The sequence below is a fragment of the Actimicrobium sp. CCC2.4 genome (genome assembly GCF_034347385.1).
Lineage (GTDB): Bacteria > Pseudomonadota > Gammaproteobacteria > Burkholderiales > Burkholderiaceae_D > Actimicrobium.
In genome coordinates, this window is sequence record NZ_CP133777.1 from 1,294,585 (window position 1) to 1,311,526 (window position 16,942).

Sequence of the window (16,942 nt, forward strand, 5' to 3'; positions counted from 1 at the left end):
TCCAAGACAGAATCATCGGTTTTGGGAAATTTCAAGTTCCCGCGCAGTTTCGTTCCTGCTTGTCAGGATCGCCGTACCGGGCCGACCAAGCTGTTTCGGTTTATCCTGAGCCCTACCGCATCCCGAGGACCATTTATGCACGCAACACTTCCTTTACTGGTTGCCACCGACTTTCCGGCGCTGCGACGCCACCGTCCCGATACCCTGCAAATCAACCTGGGCACCACCTGTAATCAGTCCTGCCTGCACTGCCACGTCAACGCCGGTCCGACCCGCACCGAACAGATGGACCGCGCCACGATCGAACAAGTCCTCGACGTGCTGCGGCAAGGCGACATCCGCACCATCGACCTGACCGGCGGCGCGCCGGAAATGAACGTGCATTTCCGCACTCTGGTCGAGCAGGCGCGCGCCCTTGGCGTGGCCGTCATCGATCGCTGCAACCTGACCATCCTCGAAGAACCGGGCTACGAAGAATTCGCCGGATTCCTCGCCGCGCAGCAGGTCCATATCGTCGCCTCGCTGCCCTGCTACAGCGAAGACAACGTCGACAAGCAGCGCGGCGACGGCACCTTCGGCAGCAGCATCCGCATGCTGCAGCGGCTCAATGCGCTGGGCTATGGCGATCCGGACGGCGCGCTGGTGCTCGATCTGGTCTACAACCCGCAGGGGCCGGTGCTGCCGCCCTCGCAGGCCGGCCTGAAAAAAGACTATGACCACTTTCTGGGCGAGCAATTCGGCATCCGTTTCAACCAGCTCTTCACGATCACCAACATGCCTATCCAGCGCTTCGGCAGCACGCTGATTTCAAAAGGCCAGTTCCACGATTACATGGATTTGCTGCGCGGCGCGCATCAGGACGCCAACCTGGCCGGCGTGATGTGCCGCTCGCTGATTTCGGTCGATCATCTGGGTTATCTGTATGACTGCGATTTCAACCAGATGCTGGGCTTGCCATTGAGCCAGCCCGGCAAGGGCCGGCGCCACCTGAGCCACTTGCTGGAGAGCTCGCTGGAAGGCAATCCGATCAAGGTCGCCAACCATTGCTGGGGTTGCACCGCCGGTGCCGGCAGCAGTTGCAGCGGGGCGCTGGCGTGATGCCACTGGCGGTGCCACGAGCCGGGCGCAATTGCCCGACCAGTTATGCCTATGGTGCCGGCGTCTTTGCCCGCGAACCGGATCTGGCGGCGCAGACGTTATACGTGATCGGCGGGCTGTACGGTAACCCCCAGGCGCTCGATGCGATCGAGGCGCTGGCGGCATCCGAAGCCGATGTGCCGCAACTGGTCTTCAATGGCGACTTCCACTGGTTCGATACCGATCCGGCTATCTTTGCCGACCTGCATGCGCGCGTGCTGCGGCACACCGCGCTGCGCGGCAATGTCGAGACCGAGCTGGCTGCCGACGATGACGAGGCCGGTTGCGGTTGCGGTTATCCCGAGGACGTCAGCGATGACGTGGTGGCGCATTCGAACCGGATCATCGTCGCACTGCGGGCAAGCGCGCAGCAGGCCTTGGGTGACGCGCGCCATACGCTGGCGGCGCTGCCGATGCATTTGCTGGCCACCGTTGGCACGGCCCGCATCGGCATCGTGCATGGCGATGCAACGACATTGGCCGGCTGGGATTTTGCGCGCGAGCGGCTCGATGATCCGGCCCGCCGCGCGATCAATGAACAATTTTTCCGCAAGGCCGGGGTGTCGCTGTTTGCCAGTTCGCATACCTGCCTGCCGGCGCTGCGGCGCTTTCGTGTCGAAGGCCAGGAGTGCGGCGTCATCAACAATGGTGCGGCCGGCCTGCCGAATTTTTCCGGCCTGACTGCAGGGCTGATCAGCCGGATTGCACTCACGCCGGCACCGGCTGCGCTGAACGTCCAGTACGAACGGATCTTCCGCATTGATGGCCAGGACATCCATGTCGCCGCGATCGTGCTGGACTATGATCAGGCCAGCTGGCGCGCGCAGTTCCTGCGTGACTGGCCCGACGGTTCGGTCGCAAACACAGCGTATTTGCAGCGCATCGATCACGGTCCGGCGTACTCGCCGGAACAAGCCTGTCCCGCCGGATTCAAGTAATCCTCCACCGATCCCCCGAGGTCTCTTCCCATGAAAAAAAACCGCCTGTTCCTGCTGCTGCTGATCGTCGCAGCCATCATTGCTTTTTTCGCTTTCGACCTGGGCCGTTACCTCAGCCTGGATGAACTCAAGTCGCGCCAGCAGGCCTTGCAGGACGCGGCGACAGCCAGCCCGCTGGCCAGTGCCGGGATTTTTTTCCTGGTCTATACCGCGGTCACGGCGCTGTCGTTTCCGGGCGCGGCTATCCTGACACTGGCCGCCGGCGCGATTTTCGGTTTGTGGTTCGGTACGCTGATCGTGTCGTTTGCGTCGTGCGTTGGTGCCACGCTGGCATTCCTGTCGGCCCGTTTTATTTTGCGCGACTGGGTGATCCGGCGCTTCGGCGACAAGCTCAAGAGCTTCAATGAAGGCATCGCCCGCGATGGTGCGCTGTACCTGTTCACGTTGCGGCTGGTGCCGGTATTTCCATTCTTCCTGATTAACCTGCTGATGGGCCTGACCGTGATGCCGGTGCGGACCTATTACTGGGTCAGCCAGCTCGGCATGCTGGCCGGCACGCTGGTGTTCGTCAATGCCGGTACGCAGCTCGCGCAGATCACGTCGCTCAAAGGCATCCTGTCGCCGGGATTACTGCTGTCGTTCGTGCTGCTGAGCGTGTTTCCGCTGATCGCACGCAAGGCGCTTGACTGGATCAAGGCGCGCAAGGTGTATGCACGCTGGCCGCGTCCGGCCCGCTACGACTACAACATGGTCGTCATCGGTGGCGGCTCGGCCGGACTGGTCAGTGCCTACATCGCTGCTGCCGTGAAAGCCAAGGTCGCACTGATCGAGCGCCATCAGCTCGGCGGCGATTGCCTCAATACCGGTTGCGTGCCGTCGAAGACCCTGATCCGCTCGGCCAAGCTGATGTCGCACATCGGTCGCGCCCATGAATTCGGGCTGGTGCAAGCCAGCGCGCAAGTCGATTTTGCCGCCGTGATGGAGCGCGTGCAGCGCGTTATCGCCACCATCGCACCGCATGATTCGGCCGAGCGGTATCAGGGACTCGGCGTCGATAGCCTGAAAGGCTCGGCGCGGATTGTCTCGCCGTTTGCCGTCGAACTCACCGAGCCCGATGGCAGCACGCGCACGCTGACCACGCGCAGCATCGTCATCGCCGCCGGTGCGCGTCCGTTCATGCCGCCGATTCCGGGGCTCGATACGATGGATGCGTACACGTCGGACACGCTGTGGTCATTGCGCCAGCTGCCGCGTCGTTTGCTGGTGCTGGGCGGCGGGCCGATCGGCTGCGAACTGGCGCAGGCGTTTGCCCGGCTGGGCGCGCAAGTCACGCAAGTCGAGATGGCGGAGCGCGTGATGCTGCGCGAGGATGCCGATGTCTCGGCGATGGTGGCATCGCGCTTTCGCGCCGAAGGCATCGCGCTGCTGACCGGCCACAAGGCCGTGCGTTTCCTGCGCGAAGGCGCGCAGAAAATCCTGGTCGCCGAGCATGCCGGCAGCGAAGTACGGATCGCCTTTGATGAGGTGCTGGTTGCCCTCGGTCGCCAGGCCAACGTGACCGGCTATGGCCTTGAAGAACTCGGCATCGGCGTCAGCAAGACCCGCACCATCGAGACCAATGACTATCTCGAAACGCTGTACCCGAACATCTTCGCCGCCGGCGACGTGGCCGGTCCGTACCAGTTCACGCATGTGGCTGCGCATCAGGCCTGGTTTGCGGCAGTCAACGGCTTGTTCGGTCGTTTCAAGAAATTCAAGGCCGATTATTCGGTGATCCCGTGGGCTACCTTCACCGAGCCGGAAGTCGCACGCGTCGGCATCAATGAACAGGAGGCGATTGCCGCCGGCGTGCCGTACGAACTATCGCGCTACGAGCTCGACGACCTCGACCGCGCGATTGCTGATGGCGAAGCGCACGGCTTCGTCAAGGTGCTGACGGTGCCGGGCAAGGACAAGATTCTCGGCGTGACCATCGTCGGCGACCATGCCGGTGACCTGATCGCCGAATACGTGATGGCCATGAAGCACGGCCTCGGCATGAACAAGATCCTCGGCACCATCCACATTTATCCGACGCTGGCCGAAGCCAACAAGTTTGCCGCCGGCGTCTGGAAAAAAGCCCATACGCCGGAGCGCTTGCTGAAGTGGGTGGCGAAGTATCACGCCTGGCAGCGCGGCTGACGATGACCTCGTTGTCCATCATCGTGCCGGCGCTCGACGAAGCCGGTCAGATCGTCGCGCTGCTGGCGCGTCTGGCGGCGTTGCGACTAGCCGGCGCGCAAGTCATTCTGGCCGATGGCGGTAGCACCGACCGCACGGTTGCGCTGGCGCTGCCGCTGGTCGATCTGGTGGTGCACGCACCGCGCGGGCGGGCGCTGCAAATGAATGCCGGTGCGGCACTAGCCAGTGGGGACGCGCTGCTGTTTTTGCATGCTGATACGGTGCTGCCTGAGCAGGCCGGTTCGCTGATCGCGACGGCCCTGCGCGAACGGGTCTGGGGCCGCTTTGATATCCGGCTGGACGGTACGCACCGGATGCTGCCGGTGATCGCCGCGATGATGAACCGGCGCTCGCGGCTGACGGGTATCGCCACCGGCGATCAGGCCATTTTCGTGCGTCGTGCGGTCTTCGAGCAGCTGGCCGGCTATGCACCGATCGCGTTGATGGAAGACCTTGAACTGAGCCGTCGCCTAAAAAAAATCTCGCGGCCGGCCTGTCTGCGCGAGCGTGTCACCAGCTCCGGCCGGCGCTGGGAAAAGCACGGCGTCTGGCACACCATCGTGCTGATGTGGCGCTTGCGGCTTGCCTATTTTTTAGGCGCTGATCCGCGTGCACTGGCGATCGCTTACGGGTATTTGCCGCGATGACTTTGCATATCGCGGTCTTCGCCAAAGCACCGGTGGCGGGTCTGACCAAGACCCGGCTGATCCCGCTGCTCGGTCCCGATGGCGCGGCCGACGCGCACCGGCTCATGACCGAACATGCGCTGCGCAGTGCGCTGCAGGCCGCACCGGGCCAGGTGTCGCTGTGGAGTGCCGGCGCGCACGATCATCCGTACCTGGCTGATTGCTGCCAGCGCTTCGGCATCACCGCGTATCCGCAAGCCGTGGACGATCTCGGGCAGCGGATGCGCGCTTGCCTGCAGCAGCTGCTGCGCGACCATGCGCACGTGCTGCTGATCGGCAGTGATTGCCCGTCACTGGGCAGCACCGACCTGCAACTGGCGGCGCGCGCGCTGGAGCAGGGCGCGCGCATCGTCTTCACGCCCGCCGAAGATGGTGGCTACGTGCTGGTCGGCGCCGCGCGCGCCGGTGTCTGCGCATTCAGTGCGGTGTTCGAGACGATGACCTGGAGCACCGCCAGCGTGATGGCCGATACCCGTCGCCGGCTGGGCGCACTGGGCTGGCAGCAGGGGGCGGATTGGGCCGAGCTGCCGGTGCGCTGGGATGTCGACGAGCCGGCTGATTATTTGCGGGCCGTGCAGGTCGGGCTGCTGCCGGGCTAGCCTTCTAGCATTCTGGTGCCGACCGCCAGATCGCCCGCGGTCTGCGATGGATCAAGCCCGGTCACTCTACTTCTCCCTACCATAAGTCTGCCCGCATCCTGCGCGGGCGTTATCGACTTTCTTCGCGATCAGCGACGGGTGGCCTGCGCGGTGCTTGTCCTGACACCTTTGCATCTGCGTCGCTGCGACTTCCCTTTTCTGTTCAAGGACGCACCGGGTTGCGTAATGGCGTCACCTTCATTCGGGAGAACACCATGTTTTACAGAGCCATTCACCGCTTCAAATTAGGCGGCCTGTGTACCTTGATTGCCGCGGCGGCCATGCTGTCATCCTGCGGCGGACAGAAGGATCACGCCACGCCCGCCGCCGCAACGAGCGCCACACCGGCCACCATCACGTCGGCTGTCGCCGTTCCCAATCTGGTCGATGTCATCAAGGCCGATCCGCGTTTCAGCATTCTGGCCGAAGCGGTGGCGGCGGCCGACCTCGCCGGTGCCTTGTCCGGCCCCGGTCCGCTGACGCTGTTTGCCCCGACCAACGATGCGTTCGCCTTGCTGCTGGCCGAACTCAATGTCAGCAAGGTCCAGCTGCTGGCCGACAAGGCGCTGCTGTCGAGCGTACTGTCGTATCACGTGTTGCCGGCCAAGGTCGCGAAGGCCGATGTGTCCATCGGCAAAGCCATCACGACGCTGCAAGTGGGCATTTTCAAGGTCGATAGTGTTGGCAGTGATCTGGTCGTGACCGATGGCCGCAACCGCACGGCGAGGATCATCCAGACCGATATCGCCGCCAGCAACGGTCTGGTCCATGTGCTCGACAAGGTACTGCTGCCGGCCAACAAGACCCTGATCGAGACGCTTCAGACCAAGCCGGACCTGAGCGTACTCATCGAAACGATCAATGCGGCCGGGCTGGCCGGCGCGCTCAATGCGGCCGGACCATTCTCGCTGTTTGCGCCGACCAACGATGCCTTTGCCGCGCTGTTCGCCGAACTCAAGATCACCAAGTCCCAGATGCTGGCCAATCCGGCGCTGATTACGACGGTGCTCAATTACCACCTGCTGTCGTCGCGTGTACTCAAAGCCGAAGTGCCGGTCGGGTCCCCGATCAAGTCGGTACAAGGCAGTACCTTTGTGATCGATGCCGGCTTCGTCATCACCGACCAGCTGGGACGCAAGTCAAGGATCACTGCGACTGACCTGCTGGCCAGCAATGGGGTGATTCATGTGATCGACAAGGTGATTTCGCCGCCGCTACGTTGATCGACGTCGCGAGGTACTAGCGTGCCGTGGTGCCGTCGATCCTGATCGACTCGTACCACGCTGCCAGGTTGCTGATCTCGGTATCGGTCAGCGGCTTGGCAATGACGCTCATGATTTCATTGCTGCGTTTGCCGCTACGATAATTCTTTAGTTGCAGTTCGACATACAGCGCTTGCTGGCCAGCCAGGTTGGGTGCCCCCGGCATCTGGCTGATGCCGGTGGCGCCGTGGCACATTGCGCAACTCATCGCTTTTTCTTTGCCGGCGTCGAGGTCGGCCGCGACCGAACTGGTGCCCGTCACGCACAAGGCCAGCAGCAAGGCCGCCTGTGTACCGAGTAGTAAAAATCTGTCGTAAATCGTCATAAGTACCGTCGTAAAAAGTAGGGCAAAAAAAAGCCCGCCACGCAGTGCGCGTAGCGGGCAGTCGGTGCAGCTTAGGTGCCCGTGCCGGTGTACGTGATGCGATAGATCGCACCGGCAAAGTCATCCGAGACCAGGATCGAGCCATCCGGCAGGTTGGCCACGTCAACCGGACGACCGCGGTACTGGCGGGTCTTGTTGTCAAGCCAGCCATCGGCAAACACTTCGGTCTTGTCGGCGGAACCGTCGGCTTTTAGCGAGGTAAACATGATGCGCGCGCCGATCGGCGTGGTCTTGTTCCATGAACCGTGCTGCGCCGAGAAAATCCCGCCGCGGTACTTGTTCGGGAACACGTCGCCGGTATAGAAAGCCATGCCAAGATCGGCGGCATGGGCTTCCATGTAGACCTCGGGATTGGTCGTGTTGGCCGGTACCGGATCCTTGTCGTAGCCAAACTCGGTGATCCGGGTTTTGCCCTGGATGTATGGATAGCCGAAGAACTGACCTTTTTTGGTAGCGCGGTTGATTTCACCGGCCGGGATATCGTCGCCCATGCCGTCGGTCTGGTTATCGGTGAACCACAGGTCGTTGTTCTTCGGATTGAAGTCCATGCCGACCGAGTTGCGAATGCCGGTGGCATACACTTCGCGCTTGGCACCGGTGGCCGCATTCATGCGGATGATGCCGCCTATGCCCTGTTCGTTAAAGCTCTTGAGTTTTTCACGCGGTGGCACATTGAACGGCTGGCCCAGTGCGACGTACAGCATGCCATCCTTGCCGACACGGCAGACGCGCGCGCCATGGTTGTAGCTCTCGTCTTCGACCGTGATCAGCTTGCCTTGCGGGACCAGCTCAGAGACCGCGACATCGGCACCTTCATAGAAAAACTCGGCGGCCGGGAAGCTCAGGATGCGGTTGTGTTCGGTGACGATCAGGAAGCCGTCTTTGGTCCAGCACACACCATTGGGCTGGGTGAATTTCAGTGAGGGTGCGAACTGCTTGACCTCGGTGGCGGCATCGCCGCTGTTGCGGTTGGTAACGGCCCATACCGATGACTTGCGGGTACCGACGAAGAGCATGTTGGTCGACGGTGCGACCGCCATGTGGCGCGCATCCGGCACGATCGCATACAGGCTGATGGCAAAACCATCCGGCATCTTCACGCGTTTGAGGTTTTCTTTGATTGCATCGGCATTCTTGCCGGTCTGCGGGATCAGCGGCAGGTTCGGATCGATGCCCGAGACGCGCATCGATTTGAGCTTCTCCATGGCTTGTTCTTGCGCGAACGCCGACGTCGTCAATCCCATCATCAGGCCAACGGCGACAGCGGCCGTGCCCAGTCCCGACCAACGATTGTTTTGCATGTTGTGATCTCCAGATTATTTTTGTGGGGGTGCTCTTGTCCCTGTCGATAAATCGAACAGTCGTCTTATTATTCTCTGCGATGGGTACTCGCTGGTAGTAACTGAATACTACTTCCTGGTAAATTGTCGGACCGTTGGGCAGGCGTGTTCAATGGCGCTTGTTTCGGGGATGTGCGCCATCGTCGCAGCAGGCTGTGTTGGCGGGCGGGCGTGTGGCGGATTTCCTCAGCCTCCGGCAACCTGTCGCAACACGGTGCCTGTGCGCACCTGTTTCGGCGGCTCGACCACGGTGGCCTTGCCGTCAGACTTTCCCTGCAGGATAGCTGCCTTCTCTTCCTGCCCCGCCACATTCGACAGGTAGCGCATGCAGCTGACCCGCAGGAACGAACAAAAATTGCTGACCTTGCCTTGCTGGCGGATCACTTCATCGTAGAGCTGGCAGATCAGCTGATTGGTCGTCAGCCCGTCTTTCAGGGCGATTCTTGCCAGCACATCCCAGCTCATGTTTTCGAGCCGGATGCTGGTGACGACCCCGTGGATGCGGATCGAACGGGTCCGCAATTCATAGTGGATCGGGTCGGCCTTGACGTAGATTTCACACATGCTTGTCTCCTGTTTTTTTATGGTGGTAGCGCGCCGAGCTTACAGCTCCTTGCGTCGCATCGCACCGGCAATAAAATCAGCCTGCCGGATCGCCAGCGCGACGATGGTCAGAGTCGGGTTTTCGCTGGCACCGCTGGTGAACTGGCTGCCATCGGAGACGAACAGGTTCTTGATGTCATGCGATTGTCCCCACTGGTTGACCACGCCATCCTGCGCGCGCGCGCTCATCCGGTTGGTGCCCATGTTGTGAGTCGATGGATAGGGCGGGGTGTAGATCACGCGTTTGGCACCGACCGATTGGTACAGCGCACTACCCTGGCCGAACGCATGCTTGCGCATCGCAATATCGTTGGCATGGTCGCTGAACTGGACGTTCGGGATCGGCAGGCCGAACTGGTCTTTTTCGGTCGCATGCAAGGTCACGCCGTTCGATTCCTGCGCCATGTCTTCGCCGACCAGCCACATGCCGGCCATGTTGTCGTAGGCATCCATCGCCGATGAAAAATCCCGGCCCCAGCTGCCCGGATCCATGAAAGCAGCCATGAAGGGCACGCCCAGCGAGACGGTTTCCATTTCATAGCCGCCGACAAAGCCGCGCTTGGTGTCATGCCGCGCTTCATCACGCACGATCCCGGCCATCGTCGTGCCGCGGTACATGTGCACCGGTTGCTCGAAGGTGGCATAGACCGAACCGGTCATGTGGCGCATGTAATTCTTGCCGACCTGACCGGAGCTGTTGGCCAGTCCGTTCGGGAATTGGGCCGAGGCCGAATTGAGCAGCAGGCGCGGCGATTCGATCGAATTGCCGGCCACGCAGACCACCCGCGCTTTCTGAAAACTGCGGTTGCCCTTGGCATCGCTGTACAGCACGCCGGTGACCAGGCCGGCGGCGTTGTGTTCGATCTTCAGCACTTGCGCATCGGCGCGGATTTCGAGGTGGCCGGTCTGTTCGCCCTTGGGGATTTCGGTATAGAGGGTCGACCATTTCGCGCCGGATTTGCAGCCCTGGAAACAGAAACCGATCTGCTGGCAGGACCCGCGACCGTCACGCGGCTGCGAGTTGATGGCCATGTTGCCGCTGTGGTAGTCCTTGTAACCCATCTTTTTGGCACCGGCGGCCAGCACCTTGTAATTGTTGTTGCCGGGCAGGCGCGGAATGCCGTTGGTGCCGCCGACACCCATCTTGTCTTCGGCCTTGGCATAGTACGGTTCCAGTTCGGCCAGCGTGATCGGCCAGTCGAGCAGATTGGCACCGGCCACGGCACCATAGTGGGTGCGCGTCTTGAACTCGTGTTCCTGAAAACGCAGCGAGGCACCGGCCCAGTGCACGGTCGATCCGCCGACCGCCTTGACGATCCAGGTCGGCAGGTTCGGGAAGTCTTTGGCGATACGCCAGGTGCCGGAGGTCGTGCGTTTGTCCAGCCACGAAATCTTGTCGAACATCGGCCATTCATCGTTTTCAAAGTCGTTGATTTCATGCCGCTTGCCAGCTTCGAGCACGACCACGTTGATACCTTTTTGTGCCAGTTCATTACCCAGCGTGCCGCCACCGGCACCTGATCCGACGATCACGACGACTTCTTCATTCAAAGCAAATTTTGCAGCCACGTCTGTCTCCTTGGTTTTTATAGGGGCCGTGCTGATGCCGTACTGCGTTACAAGTTCTCCATCCAGGTCTGGTCATTGAAGCCGCGCTTGATGTAGCCGCCCAGTTCGGCGGAGGGGCCCTGGTAACCAAGCTTGCCCCAGACCGCAGGCTGGTTGTACAGGCTGACCACCAGGTCGCCGCGCAATTTGAGGAAGAACGGCGTACCGGCCATCGTGGTCAGGATGGCCACGCGTGCGGATTCGTCGGGGATGTCGAGGTACGGACGCGCACTGGCCTTGTTGGCCGCGGCGACGCCATCGACCAGTAGCGTGCGCAGCGCCGCATCGGTTTTGACCTGGTCGCCGTAGATCGCAACGGCCTTCGCATAGAGCGCGTCGTCAAAACGGTCATGCGGGAAAATATCGCGCGCCATCCTGGTCAGTGTCGCGAAGACATCGCGGCCCAGGGCGGCTTCGGCAGCGGCCTGGTTCGATACAAATAGTGCAGGGATGCCGGTGGCGACGCCGGCAACGGTGCCGGCCGAGGCAATGTGCAGGAAGCGGCGGCGCTTTGGTTGTTCTGGTAAAGCCATGGTTGTCTCCATTGATCGTTGTTATCCAGAAGGGCAGTGCGGGTAGTTTCCGTGTCAGCGGTAGTGACCCCATTTCTCCAGCACTTCGATCTTGTAGCCATCCGGATCGAGCACAAAGAAAAAGCGCGCGAGCAGGGTCCCGTCCTGTTTGAATTCCTTGATCGCCGCCGGGGCGCAGCCCATTGCGGACAGCTTGTCGTGCATGGCCTGCAGGTCATCGGTGACGATGCCGATATGGCCGTAGCCGTCGCCGTGCGTGTAGGGTTCGGTGCGGTCGCGGTTGTGGGTCAGTTCGAGTTCGAATTCGCTTTCGGGATTGCGCAAATAGATCAGCGAAAAATCCGGATAGTCGAGCCGGTGCGAGACGGCAAAATCGAAGCCTTCGCCATAGAACTGCAGCGAGCGATCCGGGTCAAGGACACGGATCATGGTGTGGATGATTTTTGGCATGGCGGCTTCCTGTGTAAGACGGCGAAGGTCAGTATCGTCCTTCGCCAAGGAAGCGGGGTAGCAGTGCAATACTACTTTTGAGAATTTTGTGCGGGCGCCAGTGGCAGCATCAATTCATTGCGCCGCATGAACCAGGGTGTCCACGGCGGGTCATAGCGCGCCAGCGTTGCCGGGCCGGTTGCCGATAACTGACGACGCGCGACGAAGGCATCGAGGTCGGCAGTTTTCTGCACGATGCTGTCCTCGCCGGCCAGGCCGGAGAACAGTACGACGGCGACGCGCGAGGCCGGCAGCAGGCGCAAGCGGACCTGCGGATTGTCCGGCACCGGCAAGCTCTCCAGCGTATAGGCTGCCGGCATCATGAAGCGGATGGTCCATTGATTTCCCTGCGCCGTCTGGGTCACGGGTGCCGTCATCGGGATCGCGATGCCAGCACTGTTTTCCTGCAGGACCGGTGCGGTCATGGCGATGCGTTGCTGGCGTGTATTGCCGCCAAAAATATAGCCGGCCAGCAGCTTGAAGCCGCTACTGACGGCATCGCTACGGCTGCCGCTGACGGTCACTTCGGCGGCGATCAGTGCCGGATAATCGCGTACCTCGAATGATCCTTCCTTGATCGACACGGTGTGTGCCGGTTCTTCGGTTGCCATGGCATTTCCTCCTGAAAAAAAGACGCCGAGCGCAAGTAGCAGGCGGGTAAGTAGCGGGGTCATGGGTGTCGCTTCCGGTGTGGTGTGGGACAGAATGAGCAATGAGCATAGACGTATTCGCAACGGCCTGTCTTTCACGGGCGGGTCGGCCGGGAGGAGTCTCCGCCTTCACTGTAGGGTTTTTGATCTGCATCATTTTTTTTGCAGGGTGCCGAAACTACACTTGGGCCGGTCAAACAACCACCAGTGAAAGCAGCGACCATGAACACATCAGCAGCAGTTGTCCTCGCCGTCAGCGCCCTCGGACTTTTTTCGACCCAGGCGATGGCGCAGCAGCAAAGCCCGTGGCAAGTGCGCTCGCGCGTCATCAACCTGGCGCCGGCTGACAATTCGGATCCTGTCGGCGGTGCCGGTGCATCCGATCGCTTGTCGGTCTCGAAAAAAACCATTCCCGAAGTCGATATCTCGTACTTCTTCACGCCGAATCTGGCCGCCGAACTGGTCCTGACCTATCCGCAAAAACACACGGTCTATCTCGATGGCAATAACGTCGGCACCTTCAAGCACCTGCCACCGACCTTGCTGTTGCAGTACCACTTCATGCCGGACAGACAGTTCAGCCCGTACGTCGGTGCCGGCGTCAATTACACCCGCATCTCTAGCGTCAATTTGCTCGGTGGTGCCGGCAGCCTTGAAAACAGCAGCGTCGGTTTTGCGCTGCAAGCCGGCGTCGACTACAAGCTCGACAAGAACTGGTCGCTCAATCTCGACATCAAGAAAGTCCAGATCCGCAGCGATCTGATGATCAGTGGCGTCAAGGCCAGCGCCTTGCAGGTCGATCCGCTGATGGTCGGCGTCGGTCTCGGTTACCGCTTCTGATTCTGTTGTCGTGCAATGCAAGCCGGCCGGTGTGGCCGGTTTTTTTACGTCCGGAGAGGCACAAGGCAAGTCGGCAAAAAAGTCGGCAAATAAAACTGAATTTGTCTATAGAGACTAGATATATAATGATATTTATCAGTGATTTAGCGATTATTTAATTATCAATAAAAGTCGGCAAATTATGTATGATTCCCCGCATCAGTTCGAACCGTTGATTCCATCCGTGTTGCCGGCTGGCGTATCCGACAAGGCAAACCGGCTGGCGGTTTCTGCGAGCCGCCTGGCGGCGATGGCGCATCCGTCGGTACGCGCGGTCTTGCGTGAGCTGGTGCGCTCGATGTGTTCGTACTACAGCAATCGCATCGAGGGACAAGGTACGCATCCGCGTCATATCGAGCAAGCGTTGCGCAAGAATTTTTCCGGCCGGCCTGAAGTCGCCCGTTTGCAGCGGGTGGCGGTGGCGCATATCGATGCCGAGCGGGAGCTGGAAGCGCTGGTTGGCGCGGGCACGTCGCCGATGTCCAGCGCCTTGTTGATGGCGTCGCACCGTGCCTTGTACGCGCGTCTGGCAGACGAGGATCGCACCACGCAGGATGGGCCCGTCATCGCACCCGGCGAGCTGCGTCCGGTCGATGTCGAAGTCGGCCATCATGTGCCGCCATCAGCTGCAGCGCTGCCGGCTTTCCTTTCACGCATGGATCAGGTCTACGACAAACCGATGACGCTGGAGACACGGCTGATCGCGATCGCGTGTCTGCATCACCGCGCCGCATGGGTGCATCCGTTCCGCGACGGCAATGGCCGGGCCGTCCGATTGCAAAGTCATTGCGCGTTGTGGTCACTGTCTGAAGGACTCTGGTCGCCCAGCAGGGGGCTGGCGCGATCGGTGCCCAGTTACTATGCGCGCCTGCACAATGCCGACCTGCCGCGTCGCGACGACCTGGACGGGCGCGGCAATCTGAGCACCGCCGGATTGCTGGAATGGGTCGACTTTTTTCTGGAGACCTGTCTGGATCAGGTCGATTTCATGCACCGGATGCTGGCGCTGGACAGCATGAAAATACGCATCGATGCGCTGGTTACTTTTCGCGCTGCGACGGACAAGGCGATGCGTGCCGAAGCCATCCTGCCGCTGCATCATGTCTTTTCCGCCGGGCCGGTATCGCGTCGGGAATTTAGCCAGCTGACTGGCCTGGGTGAACGGACGGCACGCTCCCTCTTATCGCGCATGCTGGCCACCGGCTTGCTGGTCAGTGACACGCCGCTTGGTCCCGTGCGTTTTGGCTTGCCACTCGATGCGCTGCAGTTCCTGCTGCCGGAGCTATACCCGGAAGCGGCGACTAGCGTTGATCAGGACTAGGAGTCTGTCGGACTTAGGGAATCGAAGCGAAAAAATAGCTGGACGAGGACAGATTTTGCCGATTTCGCCGTGCCAATAGCGAGCTATTGGCCAAGAAAGCGGTGAAATATGGACCGTCCAGGTATTTTTGCAGCCGATTCTCCCTAAGTCCGACAGGCTCCTAGCAGTCCTAGACTTTCTGCCCACCCGGCACCAGCTCATCGAGCCCGACAATCACCGCATCGACACCCGCCGGATTATTCGCAATCAGCACCGTCCATTCGATCGCCTCATCGCGCCGCATGCGCGGAAAATAGCGCAGCAGGTAATCGCCATTGTCGACCGCGGGCAAGCCACGGCCGTCGTTGCGCTTGAGCTTGCGCACGTACCAGACCGCATAGCCGTTGACTTCTTCGCAGCAGTACACCTCGACCGAATGGGCTGCCGAGAGCGGATATTCGTCCGGGTCGGTGTGCCAGACCGTCTTGCGCCAGATATGATTTTTTTTCGATTCGGCGATGAAATCCATAACGTTCCTTGTTGTTCCTTGCTTATTGCGGGTGGGGGAGGGCGGGATGGGCAGGCACCGGACTGCGGTCGATGCGGCGGGTCAGGATGATCGAGGTGGCGGTCTGGCGCACGCCATCGGCGGTGCCGATACGGTCGAGCAGCAGGTCGAGCTCGGCGGTCGAGCGGCAGCGCAGCGTCACCATGTAATCGATCGAGCCGCTGACCGCGCAGAGGGTTTCGACTTCCGGCATCGCCTGCAAGGTCTTGACAAAGCCGGCCGCGCTGCGCGGATCAAGCGAGATGCCGACATAAGCGCGCACGGCAGGCTGGAACACGGCCTGGTTCAGCCGCACGCCATAGCCGGCGATAACGCCGCGTTTTTCGAGGGCGCTGATGCGTGCAATGGCGGTGGTGCGGGCAATCGCGACGTGCCGGGCAATGGTGGCCGTCGGCATGCGCGCGTCATCCATCAATAGCGCCAGGATCTTGCTGTCAATGTCGTCCAGGGTGGCGGTCATATGGTCAATCTGTCGGAGAGCGTCGTCGATCTGCAGGAGTTTAAACCACTGTGACGACAGGCTGGGCGCTATTTCCTGACAGCACTTGCTCCTACAATTTTGCCATCCGATCCACTTCGGCAATTCCCTGAAAGTTCATCATGACGACCAAACTCATCCTGCTCGGCGCCGGCAAAATCGGCGAAGCCATCCTGAACCTGCTGTCGCATTGCGGCGATTACACGTTGACTGTCGCCGACCGCGATCCGGCGCGGCTAGCCAGCGTGCGCAAGGCCGCTTTCCCGAACGTGACCGTGGTCGAGGCCGACCTGTCGGATGCCAACGCGATCGCCGGTTTGATCAAGGGCCACGACGTGACGCTGTCGGCCTGTCCGTACTTCCTGACACCGCTGATTGCCGCCGCTGCCCGCCAGGCCGGCTCGCATTATTTTGACCTGACCGAAGATGTCGAAAGCACCCGCATCGTCAAGCAACTGGCCGAGGGGGCCAGTACGGCTTTCGTGCCGCAATGCGGCCTCGCACCGGGCTTCATTTCGATCGTCGCCAATGATGTCGCCAGCCGGTTTGAGACGCTGCGCGATGTCAGCATGCGCGTTGGTGCGTTGCCGACGTATCCGAGCAACGCACTCAAGTACAACCTGACCTGGAGCACTGACGGCCTGATCAACGAATACTGCAATCCGTGCGAAGCAATCGTCGATGGCCAGTTGCGCGAGACCTCGGCACTCGAAGAAATCGAGCATTTTTCGCTCGATGGCATCGACTACGAAGCGTTCAATACCTCAGGTGGTCTGGGCACGCTGTGCACCAGCCTGGCCGGCAAAGTCCAGAACCTGAACTACAAGACGGTCCGGTATCCCGGTCATCGCGACATCATCAAGCTATTGGTGCGTGACCTGCAACTGGGCCAGCCGGAGCGTCGCCACATCCTCAAGGAAGTCATGGAAGCGTCGATTCCGATCACGCGGCAGGATGTGGTGCTGGTGTTCGTAAGCGTAGTCGGCATGCGCGAAGGGCGGCTCGAACAGCAAGCCTACGCAAAGAAAATCTACAGTCAGCAAGTCAATGGCCAGCTGCTGTCGGCGATCCAGCTGACCACCGCCGCCGGCATTTGCGCGATGGTCGATCTGGTCGTGCAGGGCCGTTTGCCGCAGCGCGGACTGGTCCGTCAGGAACAGGCCGCACTGCCGGATTTTCTGGCGAACCGGTTTGGACAGTATTATTCGGCCTGACATCAAAGGAGACC

General features: G+C 60.9%; 18 protein-coding genes. 9 read left to right on the top strand and 9 right to left on the bottom strand.

What is annotated here, in order from left to right; genetic code table 11:
* Positions 1-135 precede the first annotated feature (135 nt).
* The 6 genes from arsS to RHM62_RS06035 all read left to right on the top strand — a co-directional run bounded on the left by arsS (position 136) and on the right by RHM62_RS06035 (position 6,842).
* Positions 136-1,098 carry an arsenosugar biosynthesis radical SAM (seleno)protein ArsS gene (gene arsS, locus RHM62_RS06010; RefSeq protein ID WP_322124633.1) on the top strand — a complete coding sequence of 321 codons (963 nt, stop codon included), beginning with the start codon at positions 136-138 and terminating at the stop codon, positions 1,096-1,098.
* Positions 1,095-2,075 carry a hypothetical protein gene (locus tag RHM62_RS06015; RefSeq protein WP_322124634.1) on the top strand — a complete coding sequence of 327 codons (981 nt, stop codon included), beginning with the start codon at positions 1,095-1,097 and terminating at the stop codon, positions 2,073-2,075. Before arsS ends, RHM62_RS06015 begins: the two co-directional genes overlap by 4 nt.
* A 30-nt stretch (positions 2,076-2,105) precedes the next feature.
* Complete coding sequence (locus tag RHM62_RS06020) at positions 2,106-4,256, top strand: FAD-dependent oxidoreductase (protein WP_322124635.1); 2,151 nt, start codon at positions 2,106-2,108, stop codon at positions 4,254-4,256.
* The gene (locus tag RHM62_RS06025) at positions 4,220-4,942 is read left to right on the top strand and encodes a TIGR04283 family arsenosugar biosynthesis glycosyltransferase (RefSeq protein ID WP_322124636.1); all 723 of its coding nucleotides are present in this window, start codon (positions 4,220-4,222) and stop codon (positions 4,940-4,942) included. The genes RHM62_RS06020 and RHM62_RS06025 overlap by 37 nt, the downstream gene beginning before the upstream one ends.
* Entirely contained in the window at positions 4,939-5,580 is a 642-nt protein-coding gene (locus RHM62_RS06030; RefSeq protein WP_322124637.1) for a TIGR04282 family arsenosugar biosynthesis glycosyltransferase, read from the top strand. The genes RHM62_RS06025 and RHM62_RS06030 overlap by 4 nt, the downstream gene beginning before the upstream one ends.
* Positions 5,581-5,834: 254 nt before the next feature.
* Positions 5,835-6,842: a fasciclin domain-containing protein gene (locus RHM62_RS06035; protein ID WP_322124638.1), complete on the top strand. Its 1,008-nt coding sequence runs from the start codon at positions 5,835-5,837 to the stop codon at positions 6,840-6,842.
* 16 nt (positions 6,843-6,858) lie between these two features.
* Here the strand turns inward: RHM62_RS06035 and RHM62_RS06040 are convergent, their stop codons facing one another.
* The 7 genes from RHM62_RS06040 to RHM62_RS06070 form a co-directional block, all read right to left on the bottom strand.
* Positions 6,859-7,206, bottom strand: a complete 348-nt coding sequence (locus RHM62_RS06040; protein WP_322124639.1) for a cytochrome c — start codon at positions 7,204-7,206, stop codon at positions 6,859-6,861.
* Positions 7,207-7,277: 71 nt separating this feature from the next.
* Positions 7,278-8,567, bottom strand: a complete 1,290-nt coding sequence (locus RHM62_RS06045) for a PQQ-dependent sugar dehydrogenase (RefSeq protein ID WP_322124640.1) — start codon at positions 8,565-8,567, stop codon at positions 7,278-7,280.
* A 225-nt stretch (positions 8,568-8,792) separates the two neighbouring features.
* Positions 8,793-9,170 carry a ribbon-helix-helix domain-containing protein gene (locus tag RHM62_RS06050; protein ID WP_322124641.1) on the bottom strand — a complete coding sequence of 126 codons (378 nt, stop codon included), beginning with the start codon at positions 9,168-9,170 and terminating at the stop codon, positions 8,793-8,795.
* A gap of 39 nt (positions 9,171-9,209) precedes the next feature.
* On the bottom strand, positions 9,210-10,778 hold the full coding sequence (locus tag RHM62_RS06055) for a GMC family oxidoreductase (RefSeq protein WP_322124642.1): 1,569 nt from the start codon (positions 10,776-10,778) through the stop codon (positions 9,210-9,212).
* A 47-nt stretch (positions 10,779-10,825) separates the two neighbouring features.
* A complete protein-coding gene (locus tag RHM62_RS06060) occupies positions 10,826-11,350 on the bottom strand; it encodes a gluconate 2-dehydrogenase subunit 3 family protein (RefSeq protein WP_322124643.1) in 525 nt (174 codons plus the stop codon).
* A gap of 54 nt (positions 11,351-11,404) precedes the next feature.
* On the bottom strand, positions 11,405-11,800 hold the full coding sequence (locus RHM62_RS06065; RefSeq protein WP_322124644.1) for a VOC family protein: 396 nt from the start codon (positions 11,798-11,800) through the stop codon (positions 11,405-11,407).
* Between the two features lie 71 nt (positions 11,801-11,871).
* Positions 11,872-12,450, bottom strand: coding sequence for a heme-binding protein (locus RHM62_RS06070; protein ID WP_322124645.1), 579 nt, complete (start codon positions 12,448-12,450; stop codon positions 11,872-11,874).
* Between the two features lie 261 nt (positions 12,451-12,711).
* On the opposite strand from RHM62_RS06070, the gene RHM62_RS06075 reads away from it, so the two are divergent.
* Both RHM62_RS06075 and RHM62_RS06080 read left to right on the top strand, forming a co-directional pair.
* Entirely contained in the window at positions 12,712-13,329 is a 618-nt protein-coding gene (locus RHM62_RS06075; protein WP_322124646.1) for an OmpW/AlkL family protein, read from the top strand.
* 181 nt (positions 13,330-13,510) lie between these two features.
* Positions 13,511-14,689 carry a Fic family protein gene (locus tag RHM62_RS06080; protein ID WP_322124647.1) on the top strand — a complete coding sequence of 393 codons (1,179 nt, stop codon included), beginning with the start codon at positions 13,511-13,513 and terminating at the stop codon, positions 14,687-14,689.
* A 169-nt stretch (positions 14,690-14,858) separates the two neighbouring features.
* Here the strand turns inward: RHM62_RS06080 and RHM62_RS06085 are convergent, their stop codons facing one another.
* Positions 14,859-15,197 (bottom strand): hypothetical protein, encoded by a 339-nt coding sequence (locus RHM62_RS06085; protein WP_322124648.1) that lies wholly within the window; start codon positions 15,195-15,197, stop codon positions 14,859-14,861.
* Positions 15,198-15,219: 22 nt separating this feature from the next.
* Positions 15,220-15,696, bottom strand: coding sequence for an Lrp/AsnC family transcriptional regulator (locus tag RHM62_RS06090; RefSeq protein WP_322124649.1), 477 nt, complete (start codon positions 15,694-15,696; stop codon positions 15,220-15,222).
* 140 nt (positions 15,697-15,836) lie between these two features.
* On the opposite strand from RHM62_RS06090, the gene RHM62_RS06095 reads away from it, so the two are divergent.
* On the top strand, positions 15,837-16,928 hold the full coding sequence (locus tag RHM62_RS06095; RefSeq protein WP_322124650.1) for a saccharopine dehydrogenase family protein: 1,092 nt from the start codon (positions 15,837-15,839) through the stop codon (positions 16,926-16,928).
* Positions 16,929-16,942 lie beyond the last annotated feature (14 nt).

Excerpts from the sequence above, each read along its gene's own strand:
- RHM62_RS06020 (WP_322124635.1), top strand. The coding sequence starts at position 2,106 with ATGAAAAAAAACCGCCTGTTCCTGCTGCTGCTGATCGTCGCAGCCATC.
- RHM62_RS06040 (WP_322124639.1), bottom strand. The coding sequence starts at position 7,206 with ATGACGATTTACGACAGATTTTTACTACTCGGTACACAGGCGGCCTTG.
- RHM62_RS06090 (WP_322124649.1), bottom strand. The coding sequence starts at position 15,696 with ATGACCGCCACCCTGGACGACATTGACAGCAAGATCCTGGCGCTATTG.
- RHM62_RS06050 (WP_322124641.1), bottom strand. The coding sequence starts at position 9,170 with ATGTGTGAAATCTACGTCAAGGCCGACCCGATCCACTATGAATTGCGG.
- RHM62_RS06070 (WP_322124645.1), bottom strand. The coding sequence starts at position 12,450 with ATGGCAACCGAAGAACCGGCACACACCGTGTCGATCAAGGAAGGATCA.
- RHM62_RS06045 (WP_322124640.1), bottom strand. The coding sequence starts at position 8,567 with ATGCAAAACAATCGTTGGTCGGGACTGGGCACGGCCGCTGTCGCCGTT.
- RHM62_RS06060 (WP_322124643.1), bottom strand. The coding sequence starts at position 11,350 with ATGGCTTTACCAGAACAACCAAAGCGCCGCCGCTTCCTGCACATTGCC.
- RHM62_RS06030 (WP_322124637.1), top strand. The coding sequence starts at position 4,939 with ATGACTTTGCATATCGCGGTCTTCGCCAAAGCACCGGTGGCGGGTCTG.
- RHM62_RS06065 (WP_322124644.1), bottom strand. The coding sequence starts at position 11,800 with ATGCCAAAAATCATCCACACCATGATCCGTGTCCTTGACCCGGATCGC.
- RHM62_RS06095 (WP_322124650.1), top strand. The coding sequence starts at position 15,837 with ATGACGACCAAACTCATCCTGCTCGGCGCCGGCAAAATCGGCGAAGCC.
- RHM62_RS06075 (WP_322124646.1), top strand. The coding sequence starts at position 12,712 with ATGAACACATCAGCAGCAGTTGTCCTCGCCGTCAGCGCCCTCGGACTT.
- RHM62_RS06085 (WP_322124648.1), bottom strand. The coding sequence starts at position 15,197 with ATGGATTTCATCGCCGAATCGAAAAAAAATCATATCTGGCGCAAGACG.
- RHM62_RS06035 (WP_322124638.1), top strand. The coding sequence starts at position 5,835 with ATGTTTTACAGAGCCATTCACCGCTTCAAATTAGGCGGCCTGTGTACC.
- RHM62_RS06080 (WP_322124647.1), top strand. The coding sequence starts at position 13,511 with ATGTATGATTCCCCGCATCAGTTCGAACCGTTGATTCCATCCGTGTTG.
- arsS (WP_322124633.1), top strand. The coding sequence starts at position 136 with ATGCACGCAACACTTCCTTTACTGGTTGCCACCGACTTTCCGGCGCTG.